Below are 16,564 nucleotides of genomic sequence, written 5' to 3'. Positions count from 1 at the left end.
CACTCCGACCTTCAGCCTATCCCGGATTAGGGCCGCCGTCGAGAGAGGGTGTTGCGACACATGGCGGTATCCCGGCCCCCGCGATTGTACCGGCAGGGGGAATGTGGCACCGTCTGTGCCAATGAAGAACGTCCAAGGGGTGATGAATGTTTGATCCCACCGAACGCGGCACCGCCATCGATATCGAGGTCAATGACCGCCTGCGCAAGACCCTGGCGCTGATCCTGGCGGGCGGGCGCGGCTCGCGCCTGATGGACCTCACCGACTGGCACGCCAAGCCGGCCATCCCCTTCGCCGGCAAGTTCCGCATCGTCGACTTCACGCTGTCCAACTGCATCAATTCCGGCATCCGCCGCATTGGGGTGCTGACCCAGTACAAGGCCCATTCCCTGCTGCAGCATATCCAGCGCGGCTGGGGCTTCCTGCGGGGCGAGTTCAACGAGTTCATCGAACTGCTGCCCGCCCAGCAGCGTACCCAGGGCGAGAATTGGTACAAAGGCACCGCCGACGCGGTGTTCCAGAACCTGGACATCATCCACGCCCACCGGCCCGAGCACGTGCTGGTCCTGGCCGGCGACCACGTCTACAAGATGCATTACGGCAAGATGCTGGCCCATCACCTGGCCGCCGGGGCCGACGTCACCGTCGCCTGTATCGAGGTGCCCCTGGAAACCGCCAAGGGCTTCGGCGTCATGGCTGTGGACGAGGACGACCGGGTCATCCGCTTCGACGAGAAGCCCGACCACCCCCAGCCCATGCCCGGCCATCCCGACCAGGCCCTGGCCAGCATGGGCATCTATATCTTCAATGCCCAATTGCTGTTCGATCTGCTGCAAAAGGATTCCATCAATCCCGAAACCAGCCACGATTTCGGCAAGGACATCATCCCCTCCCTGGTCAAGAGCCACCGGGTCATCGCCCACCACTTCCAGGATTCGTGCGTCATGCACGAGGGCGCGCGCGAACACTACTGGCGCGACGTCGGCACCATCGATGCCTATTGGGAGGCCAATATCGACCTCACCACGGTGACCCCGGCGCTCAACCTCTATGACGAGAGCTGGCCCATCTGGACCGACCAGCCGCAATCGCCCCCCGCCAAGTTCGTGTTCGATTCCGAGCACCGGCGCGGCATGGCGGTGGATTCCCTGGTGGCCGGCGGCTGCATCGTCTCGGGCGCCGTGGTGCGGCGCTCCATGCTGTTCTCCAATGTGCGCGTCAACTCGTTCTGCGTGGTGGAAGACGCCGTGATCCTGCCCAACGTGGATATCGGCCGCCACGCCCGCCTCAAGCGCTGCATCGTCGATCAGGGCGTCGTGGTGCCCCCCGGCCTGGTGGTGGGCGAGGACCCGGTGCTGGACGCCAAGCGCTTCCACCGCACCGAAAAGGGCATCACCCTGGTGACGGCGGAGAAGTTGAAGCTGTTGGGGGCCTAACCCCCTCCAAAACCAACAGGGATGCGCGAAGGGACGAGTCCCTTCGCCCTTTCCCCCTACTTCCCCGCCTTCTCGATCTGGCGCCAGCGCGCCACGTTGGCGTTGTGCTCGTCCAGGGTGCGGGCGAAGGCATGGCCGCCGGTGCCATCGGCGACGAAGTACAGGGCATCGGTCTTGGCCGGGTGCAGCACCGCCTCCAGCGAGGCCCGGCCGGGATTGGCGATGGGGGTCTTGGGCATTCCGTCGATGGTGTAGGTGTTCCAGGGGTGGTTGGTTTGCAACTCGGCGCGGGTGAGCGGGTGGTCCAACTCGCCCAGCCCTTCCGACACGCCATAGATCACCGTAGGGTCGGACTGCAGCCGCATGCCCTTGGCGAGGCGGTTGTAGAACACCGCCGCCACCTTGGCCCGCTCGGCATCCACCGCCGTCTCGCGCTCCACCATGGAGGCGAGGATCAGGGCCTCGTCCTTGCTCTTCAGCGGCAGGCCGGGGGCACGCGCCACCCACAGCACGTCCAGGGTCTGGGCCATGGCCTTTTCCATGCGGGCGATCACGTCGTCGCGCATCTCGTCGCGGGTCATGTGCCAGGTCTCGGGCAGCAGGCGGCCTTCGGCCACCTTGCGGCTGACGGGACCGGACAGGAAATCCGCCTCGCGCACCAGATCCAGCACCTGGCGCACGGTCAGCCCCTCGGCCACGGTCAGCTTGTGGATCACCACCTTGCCCTCGGCGATGATGCGCATGGCCTCTTCCGGCGACACCTGGGCGGGAAAGGCGTATTCACCGGCCTTGAGGGTGGCGCGGCGCAGCTTGACGCCCAGGGCGAAGACGGTGCGGGAGGAAATCACTCCCGCCCCCTCCAGGGACTGGGCAATCAGTTCGGTGCCCGAGCCCTTGGGGATGATCACCGTCACCGGCCTGGACAGCGGCCCCGGCGCGGTGAAGCGGCGATGGCCGTCCCAGGCGAGCCACCCGGCCGCCAGCACGATCACGGCCAGAACGGCGGCGACGATTTTCATCCAGGGCTTCATTCCTCACCCTCCAGGCAAGACAAAGGCCCCCGGATGACCGGGGGCCTTGCCGAAAAACGGTCAAGCCGCTCAGTAGCCGCGCAGAACCAGCGAAGCGTTGGTGCCGCCGAACCCGAACGAGTTGGACAGCGCCACCTTGATCTTGCGCTCCTTGGCCTTCAGCGGCACCAGGTCGATGTCGCAGCCCTCATCCGGATTATGCAGATTGAGGGTCGGCGGCGCGACCTGATCGCGGATGGCCAGCAGAGAGTAGATGGCTTCCACCGCGCCCGCGGCGCCCAACAGGTGGCCGATGGCCGACTTGGTGGACGACATGGACAGCTTGTAGGCGTGGTCGCCGAACACCTGCTTGACGGCGCCCAGCTCGATGGTATCGCCCATGGTGGCGGTGCCGTGAGCATTGACGTAGTCGATCTCGTCGAGCGCGATCCCGGCCCGCTTGATGGCGGCCCGCATGGCGCGCACGGCGCCATTGCCGTCCTCGGCGGGAGCGGTGATGTGGTGGGCGTCGCCGGACATGCCGTAGCCGATCACCTCGCCATAGATCTTGGCGCCGCGCTTCTTGGCGTGCTCAAGCTCTTCCAGGACGACGATGCCGGCACCCTCGCCCATGACGAAGCCGTCACGATCCTTGTCCCAGGGGCGGGACGCCTCGGTCGGACGATCGTTGTAGCTGGTGCACAGGGCCTTGGCGGCGGCAAAGCCGGCAATGCCCAGACGATGAACGGCCGCCTCGGTGCCGCCGGCGATCATCACGTCGGCGTCATCGAACATGATCAGACGGGCCGCATCGCCGATGGCGTGGGCGCCCGTGGCGCAGGCGGTCACCACCGCATGGTTCGGCCCCTTGAAGCCGTAGCGGATGGAGACATGGCCCGAGACCAGATTGATCAGGGCGGCGGGAATGAAGAAGGGGCTGATGCGGCGCGGGCCGGATTTCTCCAGCGTCACGGCACCATCGGCGATATTCGGCAGACCACCGATGCCCGAGCCAATCATCACGCCGGTCCGTTCCTGCGATTCGGAATCCATCGGCTTCCAGCCGGAATCCTCAACCGCTTCGGCAGCGGCGGCCAGACCATAGACGATGAAATCGTCCATGCGGCGCCGATCCTTGGCGGAAGCAACCGAGTCAAGGTCCAGCTCGCCCGGATTGGTGCCGCGCGGAATCACGCCGGCGATCTGGGCTGCGAGATCGGAAACATCGAAGGCGTCGATACGGCGGATACCGGACTGGGCGGCGATCAGACGCTCCCAGTTGATATTGACACCGTTACCGAGCGGAGTGGTCAGGCCGAGGCCGGTGACGACGACACGTCTCATGGAACCCTGGCTTTCGGAAGTGTCTGGGACAGATGAAGAGACGCCGGGCCAACCTGAGCGGCCCGGCATCCGGAAAACCGATTAGGAATTCGCCGTGATGAAGTCGATGGCGTCCTTCACCGTGAGAATCTTCTCGGCGGCGTCATCGGGGATCTCGACGGAGAATTCTTCTTCGAAGGCCATCACCAGCTCGACGGTGTCGAGGCTGTCGGCGCCCAGGTCATCGATGAAGGAGGCGTTCTCGGTCACCTTGGCCTCTTCCACGCCCAGATGCTCGACGACGATCTTCTTAACCCGTTCAGCCACGTCACTCATTTGCGAATCCTCGACAAGTCTCGTCTATGGGAAAACTGTTTAACCCACCTGGGTGCCATTGGCCCCGACAGGCGGAAAGTGCCCGTCTGTACCATACTTTTTTAGCCATTGCCAGCACCGGCGGCCCTATTTTTGACACCTTTTAAATCATCGCCATGCCGCCGTTGACGTGGAGCGTCTGGCCCGTCACGTAAGCGGCCTCGGCGCTGGCGAGATAGACCACGGCGGCGGCGATCTCGTCGGCGGTGCCCATGCGCCCGGCGGGAATTCCCGCGTTCAGCTTGGTCTTCTGCTCGTCGGACAGCACGTCGGTCATGGCCGAGCTGACGAAGCCCGGCGCGACGCAATTCACCGTGATGTTGCGGCTGGCCACTTCCTGGGCCAGGGCCTTGCTCATGCCGATCATGCCGGCCTTGGAGGCGGCATAGTTGACCTGACCGGGATTGCCGGTGACGCCGACGATGGAGGTGATGTTGATGATGCGGCCCCAGCGGCGCTTCATCTGCCCCTTGACGGCGGCGCGCGACAGGCGGAAGGCGGCGGTCAGGTTGACGTCCAGCACCGTCTGCCAGTCCTCGTCCTTCATGCGCAGCACCAGGCCGTCCTTGGTCAGGCCGGCATTGTTGACCAGGATATCCACCGAGCCCATGGCGGCCTCGGCATCCTTGGCCAGTTGCTCGACGGCGGCGGCGTCGGACAGGTTGGCGGGCAGCACATGGACGCGCTCGCCCAGTTCGGCGGCCAGGGCGTCGAGAGCCTCGCGCCGGGTGCCGTGCAGGCCGACGGTGGCGCCACGGGCATGCAGGGCCTTGGCGATGGCGCCGCCGATGCCGCCGGAGGCACCGGTGACCAGGGCGGTCTTGCCGGTAAGATCGAACATTGACGTTCCCCCTAACTTAAAGAGACTTCAAGAAGGCTTCGATGTCGGCGGGCGCGCCCACCGAAGAGCCCGACAGCTCCTTGTCGATGCGCTTGGCCAGACCGCCCAGCACCTTGCCCGAGCCAAGCTCGACCAGCGACGCGACCCCCTCGGCCTTCATGAACAGAACGCTTTCGCGCCAACGTACGGTCCCGGTCACCTGACGTACCAGCAGGTCGCGGATGTCGGCGGGATCGGTCACCTTGGCGGCGGTGACATTGGCCACCAGGGGAACCCGCGGCGCCTTCATCACCACCTCGGCCAGGGCATCTTGCATGGCATCGGCGGCGGGCTGCATCAGGGCGCAATGAAAGGGGGCGGACACGGGCAGGGGAATAGCCCGCTTGATGCCCTTCTCGGCGGCGATCTTGATGGCGCGATCGACGGCGGCCTTGTGGCCGGACAGCACGACCTGCGAACCGCCGTTGTCGTTGGCGGCCTCGCAGACCTCGCCTTCAGCGGCCAGGGCGGCGATCTCGCGGGCCTGCTCCAGCTCCGAGCCCAGCAGGGCGGCCATGGCGCCGACGCCCACCGGCACGGCCTTCTGCATGGCCTGACCGCGAATCTTCAAGAGACGGGCCGTATCGGCCACCGAGAAGGTGCCGGCGGCCGCCAGCGCCGAATACTCGCCCAGCGAATGACCGGCGACGAAGGTGGCGGCCTTGGCCAGTTCGAACGTCCCCTCGGCCTCCAGCACGCGGACCACCGCCAGGGACACCGCCATCAGGGCGGGCTGGGCGTTCTCGGTCAGCGTCAGCTGATCCTCGGGCCCTTCGAACATCAGAGCCGACAGATTCTGCGACAGGGCGTCGTCCACTTCCTGGAACAGCTGGCGGGCCACCGGAAAGGCCTCGGCCAATTCGCGGCCCATACCGACGGCCTGGGACCCCTGGCCGGGAAAGACGAACGCGCGGGTCATGGAGAAACTCCCCTCAAATCCATTGGTGGGCGAGAAGAAAGGCGAAGGCCCCCTTCCCTGTCAAGCGTCGCCTGCTCGGCGGACGAATTCCGCCCTGGGGACCGGCCCGTTTTCTAGGCACAAGCAAGCCTCTGCCCAAAAAAGATGTCGTTCCAATACCCATATTGCCGATGGTAATCTTCCCACCACTTTCCGGCAGTCGGCATTTTAAATGCTCGTATTGCCGGTTGCCGAGGACATGTGAAGGAGTGACGCGGCGCAGGGAGATCGCCGTGTCGTTCCAGGCAAGCGGGGGGGAAATTGATGATTGCGGCACTGACGTCCAACTTGAAGATCGGCCGGCGGGTCTGGCTGGCCATTCTGTTGCCGGCCATGGCGGCGGTCGTGTCGGCCACCATGATCGATCTCGACAAGTTCCGCGAGATGGACAAGGCCGAGCGCACCGGCCGGCTGGCCGGGCTGACCATCGAGATCGGCGCCACCGTCCATGAGCTGCAAAAGGAACGCGGACTGTCCTCGGCCTTCCTGGCATCCAAGGGCGCTCGCATGGCGGGCGAACGCGGCAAGCAGATGGAGACGACCAATCCGCGCCTCGCCACCCTGTCGGGAGCCATGGGGGGCTTGGGCGACGGAATTGGCGAAGAACTGGCCTGGAGCATCGATAAGGCGAACCGCGACCTGGGCGGCCTTCAGGCGCTGCGCGGCTCGGTGGACCGCCAGGACCTGACCGCGCCGCAGGCGGTGGGGCGCTATTCCGTGCTGATCGAATCGCTGCTGGGAGTGGCCGAAAAGCTGACGGCCACCGAGACCGGCCAGGAGACCGGCAACCTGATCGCCGCCTATCTGGAGCTGATGCGGGCCAAGGAGAACGCCGGCATCGAGCGCGCCACCGGCGCCGCCGCCCTGACCGCCGGCCTGGACGAGGGCTTCCGCCAGCGCATCGCCGCCTTGGCCGCGGTGCAGGACACCCATATTCGCGCCTATGCCGTGCGCGCCCTCCCCGCCCAGCGCCGCGCCCTGCAGACGGTGCTGGAATCGTCGGCCGCCACCGAGGTGGCCGGATATCGCAAGCTGATCCTGGACGGAGCCCCCGGCGACCTGACGCCCGAACGCTGGTTCACCGCCGCCACCCGCCGCATTGACCTGATGAAGGGCGTCGAGGATGCCCTGGCCGCCGATCTGTCGGCCGGCATCGCCGCCATCCGGGCCGAGGCAGCGCGGGCCGCCGCCGCCATCACCGCGGCGCTGGTGCTTGCCCTGGCCGCCGGCGCCGCGGTGGTGATCGTGCTGACCCGCTCCATCACCCGCCCGGTCGGCGATCTCACCACCGCCATGCTGCGGTTGGCCGAACGCGACCTCTCCGTCCAGGTGACGGGCGGAGACCGGGGAGACGAAATCGGCGACATGGCCCGCGCCGTGGCGGTGTTCAAGGAGAATGCCGCCGCCGTGGCCCGGCTGGAGGAGGAGCAGGAGCGCGCCCGCGCCCTGGCCGAAGCCGAACGCCGCGCCGCCCTGCAGGCCATGGCCTCGACCATCGAGACCGAGACCGGCCAGGTGGTCGCCAAGGTGGAAGGCGGCAGCCGTCAGGCGGTCAGCGCCGCCGAAAGCATGGCGGCTTCGGCCATACGGGTCGAGGATAATTCCCAGCGGGTCGCGGCCGCCGCCGAGCAGAGCCTGGCCAACGCCCAGACCGTGGCCGGCGCCGCCGAGGAACTGACCGCCTCCATCCGCGAGATCGCCAGTCAGGTCGCCTCGTCGTCCTCCCTGGTGGCCGAAGCGGTGGTCGCCGCCGACGATGCCAATACCACCGTCGCCACCTTGCTGGACGCCGTCAGCCGCATCGACACCGTGGTGGCGATGATCGCCGCCATTGCCGGCCAGACCCGGCTGCTCGCCCTCAACGCCACCATCGAATCGGCCCGGGCCGGCGAAGCGGGCAAGGGCTTTGCCGTGGTGGCCTCGGAGGTCAAGCGCCTCGCCGACCAGACCGGCGGCCAGACCGGCGAGATCGCCGGCCGCATCGAGGAGTTGAAGGCCATGGCCGCCCATGTGGGCGAAGCCATCTCGGCCACCGTCGGCGTCATCCGCAAGGTGGAGACCATCGCCAGTTCGGTGGCCGCCGCCGTCGAGGAGCAGGACGCCGCCACCGGCGAAATCGCCCGCAACGTCCATCAATCGGCCGAAGCGGCCCGCGAGGTGACCGAGCGCATCATCGTCGTGGCCGACGAGGCGCGGCGCAGCGGCGCCGAAGCCACTTCGGTCACCGCCTTGCTGGGCGAGATGGCCGCGCAGGTGGGTGAACTGGGACTGGTGCTCAACCGGGTGGTGCGCACCGCCGCCCCCGAGGTGGACCGCCGCCAGGTGCCACGCCCGGAGCCGCAGCCCCGAAGCACCGCCTCCGTCGTGCAGCCCCGCCCGGCGGCGGAGAGCCTGGACATGGCCCTGACGCCGGAGATGCAACCCGCCTGACCTGATTTTCCCGAAGCGGCACGCTTGCATCCCGAATCCATTTGTGTATAGTGCGCCCCTTCCAACCCTTGCCGGCTCCCGAAAGGGGGTAACGGCTATGCCTGTTCGTCCATTGGGGACGATATGGGAAGAGAAAAGCCATAAGGGGTTTTCGAATGTCGTTGTACGAATGCGTGTTCATCGCGCGCCAGGATATCTCCACCCCCCAGGTGGAAACCCTGACCGAGGAACTCTCCAACATCATCACCCAGGGCGGCGGCTCGGTCTCCAAGAAGGAGTACTGGGGTCTGCGCAACATCGCCTACCGGGTGAAGAAGAACCGCAAGGGCCACTACGTCCTGCTGAACATCGATGCGCCCTCCGCCGCCGTGAAGGAGATGGAGCGCCAGATGTCGATCAATGAAGACGTGCTGCGCACCCTGACCATCCGCGTCGAGGAACTCGAAGAGGGTCCGTCGGCCATGATGCAGTCCAAGTCCCGTGACGACCGTCCCCGCCGTGGCGAGGGCGATGACCGTCCGCGCCGCGACGACCGCGAGGATCGTCCGCGCCGTGACCGTGAACCCCGCCGTATGGAAGGAGGCGAATAATGACCGAGGTCAAGACCGAGCGTCCCCGCCCCGCCGCCGCCGCTGGCGGAGCCCAGCGTCGTCCGTTCTTCCGCCGCCGCAAGACCTGCCCGTTCTCGGGCGAGGGTGCGCCGAAGATCGATTACAAGGACATCAAGCTGCTGTCTCGGTTCATTTCCGAGCGTGGCAAGATCGTCCCGTCGCGCATCACCGCGGTGTCCGCCAAGAAGCAGCGTGAACTGGCCCAGGCCATCAAGCGCGCCCGCTTCCTGGGTCTGCTGCCCTACGTGGTGAAGTGAGCTTAGGTTCGGCCGGGTCGCCGTGACCAGGTCGTTTGGCGTTCCGCTGGCGGCAGGACTGGTGTCTTCACTCCTGTTCCTGTCGCTGGCAAAAGGCTTTGCCGCCGGAATGCTGCTCTCCTACCTGGCGCCCCTCCCTCTGATGATGGTGGGGCTCTACCGGGGCAACGGAGCGGTTCTGTTGGCAAGTCTGGCCGCGACGGCCGCCGTGGCGCTGACGGCAGGCGGGTTCGCCCCCCTGCCCTTCGCCGTGGTGGTCTTGCTGCCAAGCCTGGTGGTCGTCCGTCAGGCATCGTTGTGGCGCACCAGCGCCAGCAATGATGTCGAATGGTATCCGCCGGGTCTGGTGCTGAGCTGGCTGACCGGAATCGGGCTGGCGCTGATGGTGATCGGCGCGATCCTGGTCCCGGACCGACCGGACGGCGTGGAGAATGGAAGCCTTCAGGCCTGGGTCGCCGATACCATCGGACGCACCCTGGAAATGATGGCCCCCGATCTCACCAACGAGCAGCGCAAGGCTGCGGCCGCTTGGTGGGTCCCGTTCTTCCCGGCCATGGTCGCCGGCTCGTGGTTGGCGATGGCGGTGGTGAACGCCGTGACGGCCCAGGCTTCCTGGTGCGTCTCGGCAGGAACCGGCGGCCCACTCCGGCATATCGGGAGCTCGAGCTTCCGCTGTGGCTGGGGATGGTGCTGGCGACCGCGGCGGCGACCGGGGCCATGGCCGAGGGTGACCTTGGCTATCTGGCCCGCAGCGCGGTGGTGGTGACGCTGATGCCGTTCGGCCTTCTGGGTCTGGCGGCGGTGCACGGATGGGTCGCTGGCCGGCCTAACGCGAGACTCTATCTCGCGGCGATGTATGGAGGTCTGTTCCTGGCCTCGGACTGGGTGTTCGTTCCCGTGGCCGGCTTGGGACTGGTGAGGTTCATGACGAGATTCCGCCGCGCCGAATCAAGCGGCGGCGGCAAGGAGGAATAAGATGGAAGTCATCCTGCTCGAGAGGATCGAGAAGCTGGGCCAGATGGGCGACGTGGTCAACGTCAAGCCCGGCTTTGCCCGCAATTTTCTGCTGCCCCAGAAGAAGGCGCTGCGCGCCTCCAAGGCCAACCTGGCCTTCTTCGAGAAGCAGCGCGTCCAGCTCGAGGCCCTGAACCTCAAGCGCCGCGACGAAGCTCAGGCCGTCGCCGACAAGATGACCGGCCTGTCGGTACTGATGGTCCGTCAGGCGGGCGAGAGCGGCATGCTCTACGGCTCGGTGTCGGGCAAGGACGTGGCCGACGCCGTCAAGGCCGCCGGCTTCACCATCGAGCGTCGCATGGTCAACCTTGATCAGCCGATCAAGACCCTCGGCTCTTACGGCGTGCGCGTTTCGCTGCATCCGGAAGTGTCGGTGGTGGTGACCATCAACGTCGCCCGCTCCGCCGAGGAAGCCGAGCGCGCCGCCGCCGCCGCCGCGGCTGCCGCCGAGGTTGTGGAAGCCGAGGAGGCTCCGGCCGAGGAAGACGTGGCCGCCGAGGAGACCTCGGAAGCCGCCGAGGCCTAAGGCTCGACATCGCTTCAAGGTTACGGCGGTCGGACATTCGCTCCGGCCGCCGTTTTCTTTTCCCCGTTATCCACCTTATCCACAGGCGGATAAGCCCGCGCAAGCGCAGCGCTTCTGCTAACATGCCCGGGTCATGACCTCGATGCTCCCAGACCATCCCGCCGCCCCCGCCGAGGGTATCGGCTTTCGCGTGCCCCCTCACAATTACGAGGCGGAGCAGGCCCTGCTGGGCGCCATCCTGCTGTCCAACCGTGCCTTCGAGCGCGTCTCGGAATTCCTCAAGCCCGAACACTTCGCCGACCCGGTGCACGGGCGTATCTTCGCCACCTGCGGCAAGCTGATCGAGCGCGGCCAGATGGCCAACCCGGTGACGCTGAAGACCTGGTTCGAAAACGACGGCGGGCTGGCCGAAATCGGCGGCACCAATTACCTCGCCCAACTGGCCAATGCCGTGGTCTCGGTGATCAATGCCGAGGATTACGGCAAGCTGATCTTCGACCTGCATCTGCGCCGCTCGCTGATCGGCATGGGCGAGGACATGGTCAACGACGCCTTCGCGCCCGATCTGGACGTGCCGGCCATGGACCAGATCGGCAAGGCCGAGGCCAAGCTCTATGATCTGGCCACCACCGGCCAGACCGAAGGCGGATTCGAGGATTTCCGAACCGTCCTGATCAGCGCCGTGGCCAGCGCCGAGGCCGCGCACAAGCGCCAGGGCAAGCTGTCCGGCGTGCCCACCGGCCTGATCGACATGGACGCCAAGCTGGGCGGCCTGCACGATTCCGACCTGATCATCCTGGCCGGGCGTCCTTCCATGGGCAAGACCGCCCTGGCCACCAACATCGCCTTCAACGCCGCCTATGCCTACAAGGAAGAGGTGGACGCCCTGGGCCGCAAGAAGGGCGTCGACGGCGCCATCACCGCCTTCTTCTCCCTGGAAATGTCGTCGGAACAGCTGGCGGCCCGTATCCTGGCCGAGCAGGCCGAGATCAACAGCCACAAGATCCGCCAGGGCGAGATGTCCAACGAGGAATTCGAGAAGCTGGTGGTCGCCGCCCAGAACCTGCACCGCCTGCCGTTGTTCATCGACGACACGCCGGCCCTGTCCATCTCGGCGGTGCGCACCCGGGCGCGCCGTCTGCAGCGCCAACACGGCCTGGGCCTGATCGTCATCGACTACCTGCAGCTTCTGCGTGGCTCGTCGTCCAATTCCGAGAACCGCGTGCAGGAAGTGTCGGAGATCACCCGCGGCCTGAAGGCCCTGGCCAAGGAATTGTCGGTGCCGGTGATCGCCCTTTCCCAGTTGTCGCGCGCCGTCGAGCAGCGCGAGGACAAGCGCCCCCAACTGGCCGATCTGCGCGAATCCGGCTCCATCGAGCAGGACGCCGACGTGGTGATGTTCGTGTTCCGCGAACAGTACTACCTGGAACGCGCCGAGCCGGGCCAGCGCCCGGAAGAGGCCCAGGAAAAGTTCAACGAACGCCACGCCAAGTGGATGGAGCGCTGCGAAGAGGTCCACAACACCGCCGAGGTGATCATCGCCAAGCAGCGTCACGGCCCGGTCGGCACCGTACGCCTGGCCTTCCAGGGCGAATACACCAAGTTCGGCAACCTGGCGGCCAGCGACCATTACGAAGAGCCGCCGGGATACTGAGAAGGAGGCGCATCGTGCCCGACCTGACGTTTCTGGCGGACCCTTATGCCTTCATCCTCCCCGTCCTGGCCCTGTTCGCCGTGGGGTACAATGTCATCAATGAACGCCTGTGCGGCCCCCTGGTCAAAGCGGCCGCCGACAGCCTGCTCCGGGATCTGAAAGAGGCGCACCCGGACATGTCCGAGGCGGAACGGATCGCCGCCATTCGCCGCGCTCCCGATCTGCCCGAGCAGGCCATCGCCGCCTTGCTGCGCCATCATCCGACCCTGCCCGCCTTCTCCGGCAGTTGGAAATTCCGCTACGGCCTGCGCCGTACCCTGGCCTTGCGGCAGAGCCTCCCCAGGATCGGAGCGCCGTCGCCGCGCCTGACCCTGGCCCAGGCCATCATTCTCCTGACCATCGGCTTGCCGACCGCGTGGATCGCGGGCCGTCCCGCCATCGACCTGATTCGGCAGGCCCTCGCCATCGGATTGGACGCCACCGGCTCCCGGTCGGCGGATGTCAGCATCAGCCTGATCCTGGGCGCCGTCGCCGGTGTCATCGCCTTGGCCGGAGCGGCCTGTGCCGGGCTGGGCGTCTGGCAACTGCGCCGCTACTTGCGCCTTCGCTGAACAGGGACTTGTTTTCCCGAGCGAAGAGAGGGATGGTGCGCTCTCCCCTTTGCCTGGACGGACCATGACCGATCTTGCCCGCGCCACCGCCCTGCTGACCATCGACGTGGCGGCCATCGTCGCCAACTGGAAACGGCTGTCCGCCCTGGTGGCCCCTGCCGAGGCCTCCGCCGTGGTCAAGGCCGACTGCTACGGCTTGGGGATGGACCGCATCGCCCCCGCCCTGTTCGCCGCCGGCTGCCGTTCGTTCTTCGTCGCCTGCGTCAATGAAGGCATCGCGTTGCGCCGCCTGCTGCCGGGGGCCATGATTCACGTGCTCAGCGGGCCTATGGGCGGTGACGAGGCCGAGTTCGCCGCCCACGGACTGATCCCCGTCCTGAACTCCCTGTCCCAGATGACCGGCTGGGCCAGCTTCGCCAAGAAGGGCAGCGGCGCCCCCGCCGTGGCCATCCATATCGACACCGGCATGAGCCGCCTGGGCCTGTCCGAGCCGGAGTTGGAGCGTCTGGCCGCCAAGCCGGAGATCCTGGCCGCCATGCGCCCCATTCTGGTGATGAGCCATCTGGCCTGCGCCGACGACAGCGATTCGCCCATGAACGCCCGCCAGTTAACCACCCTGCGTCGGCTGGCCTCGCATCTGCCCGCCCTGCCCCAGTCCATCGCCGCGTCGTCGGGCATTTTCCTGGGCCGGGGCTTTCATCTTGGAATGGTGCGGCCCGGCGCGGCCCTCTACGGGCTCAATCCCATGCCGGGCCGCCCCAATCCCATGAGCCAAGTGATTAAACTGGAAGGAAAAATCGTCCAGGTCCGTGACGTTGACAGCCCCCAGACCGTTGGCTATGGTGCCACCCACCGCGTCGAGGGGAAGCGGCGGCTGGCCATCGTGGCCGTCGGCTATGCCGATGGCTGGTTCCGGTCCCTCTCCAATCGCGGACATGGCATGATCGGGGGGGTGAAGGTGCCGGTGGTCGGACGGGTTTCCATGGATTTGACCACCTTCGACGTCACCGACGTCCCGGTGGAGAGCGCCCATCCCGGCGGGTTGATCCAGTTGATCGGCCCCGGTTACGGCCCCGACCATTTGGCCGCCGAGGCCGACACCATCGGCTACGAGGTTCTGACCGCCCTGGGACGCCGCCATCTCCGTCGCTGGATCGGCACCGAGGGCGCCGCCTCATGAGCAATGTTCTCGCTCCCGTCGGCCGGGTCTTTCTGGCGTTTCTCGCCCATGTGGGCCGGCTGTCGGCCTTTACCGCCATGGCGGTGTCGCACACCGTCCGCCCGCCCTTCTATCCCCGGCTGATCCTGCGCGAGTTCATCGAGATCGGGTATTTCTCGCTGCCCGTGGTCGGCCTGACCGCCGTATTCACCGGCATGGTGCTGGCGCTGCAATCCTATTCCGGCTTCTCGCGCTTTGCCGCCGAGGGCGCCGTGGCCACGGTGGTGGTCCTCTCGGTGACCCGCGAACTGGCCCCGGTGCTGGCCGGGCTGATGGTGGCGGGGCGCATCGGCGCCTCCATGGCCGCCGAGATCGGCACCATGCGCGTCACCGAGCAGATCGATGCCCTGACCACGCTGTCGACCAATCCCTTCAAGTATCTGGTGGCGCCGCGCATCCTGGCCGGCACCCTGATGCTGCCCTTCCTGGTGCTGATCGCCGACATCATCGGCGTGTTCGGCGGCTATATCGTCGGCGTCTACAAGCTGGGCTTCAACTCGGCCACCTATATCGCCCGCACCTGGGAATTCCTCGAGCCGCTGGATGTGATCTCGGGCCTGACCAAGGCCGCCGTGTTCGGCTTCCTGATCACGCTCATGGGCTGCTACAACGGCTATTACTCCAAGGGCGGCGCCCAGGGCGTCGGCGCGGCCACCACCAACGCGGTGGTGTCGGCGGCCATCATGATCCTGGTGTTCAACTACGTCATCACCGCCATGTTCTTCGGGAAATGACCATGACCAGCGTGCCGAAGATCGAACTGACGGGCGTGCACAAGGCCTTCGGCCCCAAGGTGGTGCTGGACGGCATCGACCTCAGCGTCGCCAGGGGTGAATCCGTGGTGGTGATCGGCGGATCGGGCACCGGCAAGTCGGTGATGCTGAAATGCATCCTGGGCCTGCTGCGCCCCGAGAGCGGCTCCATCCGCATCGACGGCGAGGACGTGGTCGGCATGGGGCCCAAGGACCGCGACCGGATCATGAAAAAGTTCGGCATGCTGTTCCAGGGCGGTGCGCTGTTCGACTCGCTCAAGGTGTGGGAGAACGTGGCCTTCGGCCTGATCCAGGGCCAGAAGATGGAGCGCGCCAAGGCCCGCGACATCGCCATCGAGAAGCTGGCTCAGGTGGGCCTTGCCGCCTCCACCGGCGAGCTGTCGCCGTCGGAGCTGTCGGGCGGCATGCAAAAGCGCGTGTCTTTGGCCCGCGCCATCGCCACCAACCCGGAAATCATCTTCTTCGACGAGCCCACCACCGGCCTCGATCCCATCATGGCCGACGTGATCAACGATCTGATCGTCAAGTGCTGCAAGGAAGTGGGCGCCACGGCGCTCAGCATCACCCACGACATGGCCTCGGCCCGCAAGATCTCCGACCGCATCGCCATGCTGTACAAGGGCCGCCTGATCTGGGTCGGCCCGGCCAAGGACATCGACCATTCCGGCAACGAATACGTGGATCAGTTCATCCACGGCCGCGCCGTGGGACCGATCACCATGGAGCTCAGGGCGTAGCCCCCTGGACCATTGCCATAGAACGGAAATTCTGTAGGATTGTTGCCCTAACTGGGGGAAGGGGACAATCATGAGGGGATTCGTGCGGTTCAGCCGGCGCGCCGGCTTGACGCTGGGCGCCATGCTGCTGGCCGGGACGGTGACCGCAGCCCCGGCCCCCGAGACCATGCAGGTGGTCACGCCCGTTTTCAGCCAGTTGGTGGGTTACTCCGTTCCCGGCAATTTCGTGCCGGCGGCCGAGAATTCCAATGCCGACCAGTACATCCAGGAACTGGTGCTCAGCGGCCAGACGGCTCAGTCCTGGACCCAGATGATCACCCTGACCGGCATCAAGGGACTGGCGGCCAATCCCAACGCCACGCCCCAGGCCCTGGCCCTGCGCATCGGCGGCGGCTTCCAGCAGGCCTGTCCCACCAGCTTCCAGGGGACCAGTTTCGGCGAGATCAAGCTGAGCGGACACGACGCCTTCGCCCTGGTGGTCAGTTGCGGCACCGCCGACGCCAGCGGCAAGCCCTTCAGCGAAACGGCGCTGGTGATCGTCATCAAGGGCCAGGCCGATTACTACACCCTGCAATGGGCGGAACGGAGCGCAGCCTCCAAGACCCCCATCGCCTTCGACGAAGCCAAGTGGACCGGCCGCTTCAAGGCACTCTCGCCCATCAAGCTGTGCGCCAAGGTGGCGGGAGAGGCTCCGCCGTTCCCCAGTTGCGCCAACCGCAAATAGGCGGAAGGATCAGCATCCCTCTGGTT

Annotated in this window: 18 protein-coding genes; 13 read left to right on the top strand and 5 right to left on the bottom strand. The window is 66.4% G+C overall.

Going from position 1 to position 16,564, the window contains the following annotated elements:
- The first annotated feature begins 146 nt into the window (after positions 1-146).
- Positions 147-1,436 carry a glucose-1-phosphate adenylyltransferase gene (gene glgC / locus AMB_RS10645; RefSeq protein WP_011384509.1) on the top strand — a complete coding sequence of 430 codons (1,290 nt, stop codon included), beginning with the start codon at positions 147-149 and terminating at the stop codon, positions 1,434-1,436.
- A 56-nt stretch (positions 1,437-1,492) separates the two neighbouring features.
- Here glgC and mltG read toward each other — a convergent pair whose 3' ends face one another.
- The 5 genes from mltG to fabD form a co-directional block, all read right to left on the bottom strand.
- Entirely contained in the window at positions 1,493-2,467 is a 975-nt protein-coding gene (gene mltG, locus AMB_RS10640; protein WP_011384508.1) for an endolytic transglycosylase MltG, read from the bottom strand.
- 69 nt (positions 2,468-2,536) lie between these two features.
- Positions 2,537-3,790, bottom strand: coding sequence for a beta-ketoacyl-ACP synthase II (fabF, locus tag AMB_RS10635; protein WP_043744173.1), 1,254 nt, complete (start codon positions 3,788-3,790; stop codon positions 2,537-2,539).
- 81 nt (positions 3,791-3,871) lie between these two features.
- The gene (locus AMB_RS10630) at positions 3,872-4,105 is read right to left on the bottom strand and encodes an acyl carrier protein (protein ID WP_008615764.1); all 234 of its coding nucleotides are present in this window, start codon (positions 4,103-4,105) and stop codon (positions 3,872-3,874) included.
- Positions 4,106-4,247: 142 nt separating this feature from the next.
- Entirely contained in the window at positions 4,248-4,985 is a 738-nt protein-coding gene (gene fabG, locus AMB_RS10625; RefSeq protein WP_011384506.1) for a 3-oxoacyl-[acyl-carrier-protein] reductase, read from the bottom strand.
- A 16-nt stretch (positions 4,986-5,001) separates the two neighbouring features.
- Positions 5,002-5,943 carry an ACP S-malonyltransferase gene (gene fabD / locus AMB_RS10620; RefSeq protein ID WP_011384505.1) on the bottom strand — a complete coding sequence of 314 codons (942 nt, stop codon included), beginning with the start codon at positions 5,941-5,943 and terminating at the stop codon, positions 5,002-5,004.
- A 303-nt stretch (positions 5,944-6,246) separates the two neighbouring features.
- Between fabD and AMB_RS10615 the strand changes: the two genes are divergently transcribed.
- The 12 genes from AMB_RS10615 to AMB_RS10560 all read left to right on the top strand — a co-directional run bounded on the left by AMB_RS10615 (position 6,247) and on the right by AMB_RS10560 (position 16,538).
- Positions 6,247-8,412, top strand: a complete 2,166-nt coding sequence (locus AMB_RS10615) for a methyl-accepting chemotaxis protein (RefSeq protein ID WP_050750694.1) — start codon at positions 6,247-6,249, stop codon at positions 8,410-8,412.
- Positions 8,413-8,567: 155 nt separating this feature from the next.
- Positions 8,568-9,002, top strand: coding sequence for a 30S ribosomal protein S6 (gene rpsF / locus AMB_RS10610; protein ID WP_011384503.1), 435 nt, complete (start codon positions 8,568-8,570; stop codon positions 9,000-9,002).
- On the top strand, positions 9,002-9,280 hold the full coding sequence (gene rpsR, locus AMB_RS10605) for a 30S ribosomal protein S18 (protein ID WP_011384501.1): 279 nt from the start codon (positions 9,002-9,004) through the stop codon (positions 9,278-9,280). The genes rpsF and rpsR overlap by 1 nt, the downstream gene beginning before the upstream one ends.
- Positions 9,281-9,302: 22 nt before the next feature.
- Positions 9,303-10,046, top strand: coding sequence for a hypothetical protein (locus AMB_RS10600; protein WP_011384500.1), 744 nt, complete (start codon positions 9,303-9,305; stop codon positions 10,044-10,046).
- The gene (locus AMB_RS26420) at positions 9,998-10,255 is read left to right on the top strand and encodes a hypothetical protein (RefSeq protein WP_043744165.1); all 258 of its coding nucleotides are present in this window, start codon (positions 9,998-10,000) and stop codon (positions 10,253-10,255) included. The genes AMB_RS10600 and AMB_RS26420 overlap by 49 nt, the downstream gene beginning before the upstream one ends.
- A 1-nt stretch (position 10,256) precedes the next feature.
- A complete protein-coding gene (gene rplI / locus AMB_RS10590) occupies positions 10,257-10,820 on the top strand; it encodes a 50S ribosomal protein L9 (protein ID WP_011384498.1) in 564 nt (187 codons plus the stop codon).
- A gap of 133 nt (positions 10,821-10,953) precedes the next feature.
- Complete coding sequence (locus AMB_RS10585) at positions 10,954-12,474, top strand: replicative DNA helicase (protein ID WP_043744162.1); 1,521 nt, start codon at positions 10,954-10,956, stop codon at positions 12,472-12,474.
- A gap of 14 nt (positions 12,475-12,488) precedes the next feature.
- Entirely contained in the window at positions 12,489-13,085 is a 597-nt protein-coding gene (locus AMB_RS10580; protein WP_011384496.1) for a hypothetical protein, read from the top strand.
- A 64-nt stretch (positions 13,086-13,149) separates the two neighbouring features.
- Positions 13,150-14,265, top strand: a complete 1,116-nt coding sequence (alr, locus tag AMB_RS10575) for an alanine racemase (RefSeq protein WP_043744158.1) — start codon at positions 13,150-13,152, stop codon at positions 14,263-14,265.
- Positions 14,262-15,038 carry an MlaE family ABC transporter permease gene (locus AMB_RS10570; protein ID WP_011384494.1) on the top strand — a complete coding sequence of 259 codons (777 nt, stop codon included), beginning with the start codon at positions 14,262-14,264 and terminating at the stop codon, positions 15,036-15,038. Before alr ends, AMB_RS10570 begins: the two co-directional genes overlap by 4 nt.
- A gap of 2 nt (positions 15,039-15,040) precedes the next feature.
- Positions 15,041-15,814, top strand: a complete 774-nt coding sequence (locus AMB_RS10565; RefSeq protein WP_011384493.1) for an ABC transporter ATP-binding protein — start codon at positions 15,041-15,043, stop codon at positions 15,812-15,814.
- 70 nt (positions 15,815-15,884) lie between these two features.
- Complete coding sequence (locus AMB_RS10560) at positions 15,885-16,538, top strand: hypothetical protein (protein WP_011384492.1); 654 nt, start codon at positions 15,885-15,887, stop codon at positions 16,536-16,538.
- Positions 16,539-16,564 lie beyond the last annotated feature (26 nt).

The organism is Paramagnetospirillum magneticum AMB-1 (genome assembly GCF_000009985.1).
GTDB classification, from domain to species: domain Bacteria; phylum Pseudomonadota; class Alphaproteobacteria; order Rhodospirillales; family Magnetospirillaceae; genus Phaeospirillum; species Phaeospirillum magneticum.
The sequence above is the reverse complement of the archived record's forward strand: the minus strand, read 5'-3'. Positions and strand labels throughout refer to the sequence as shown.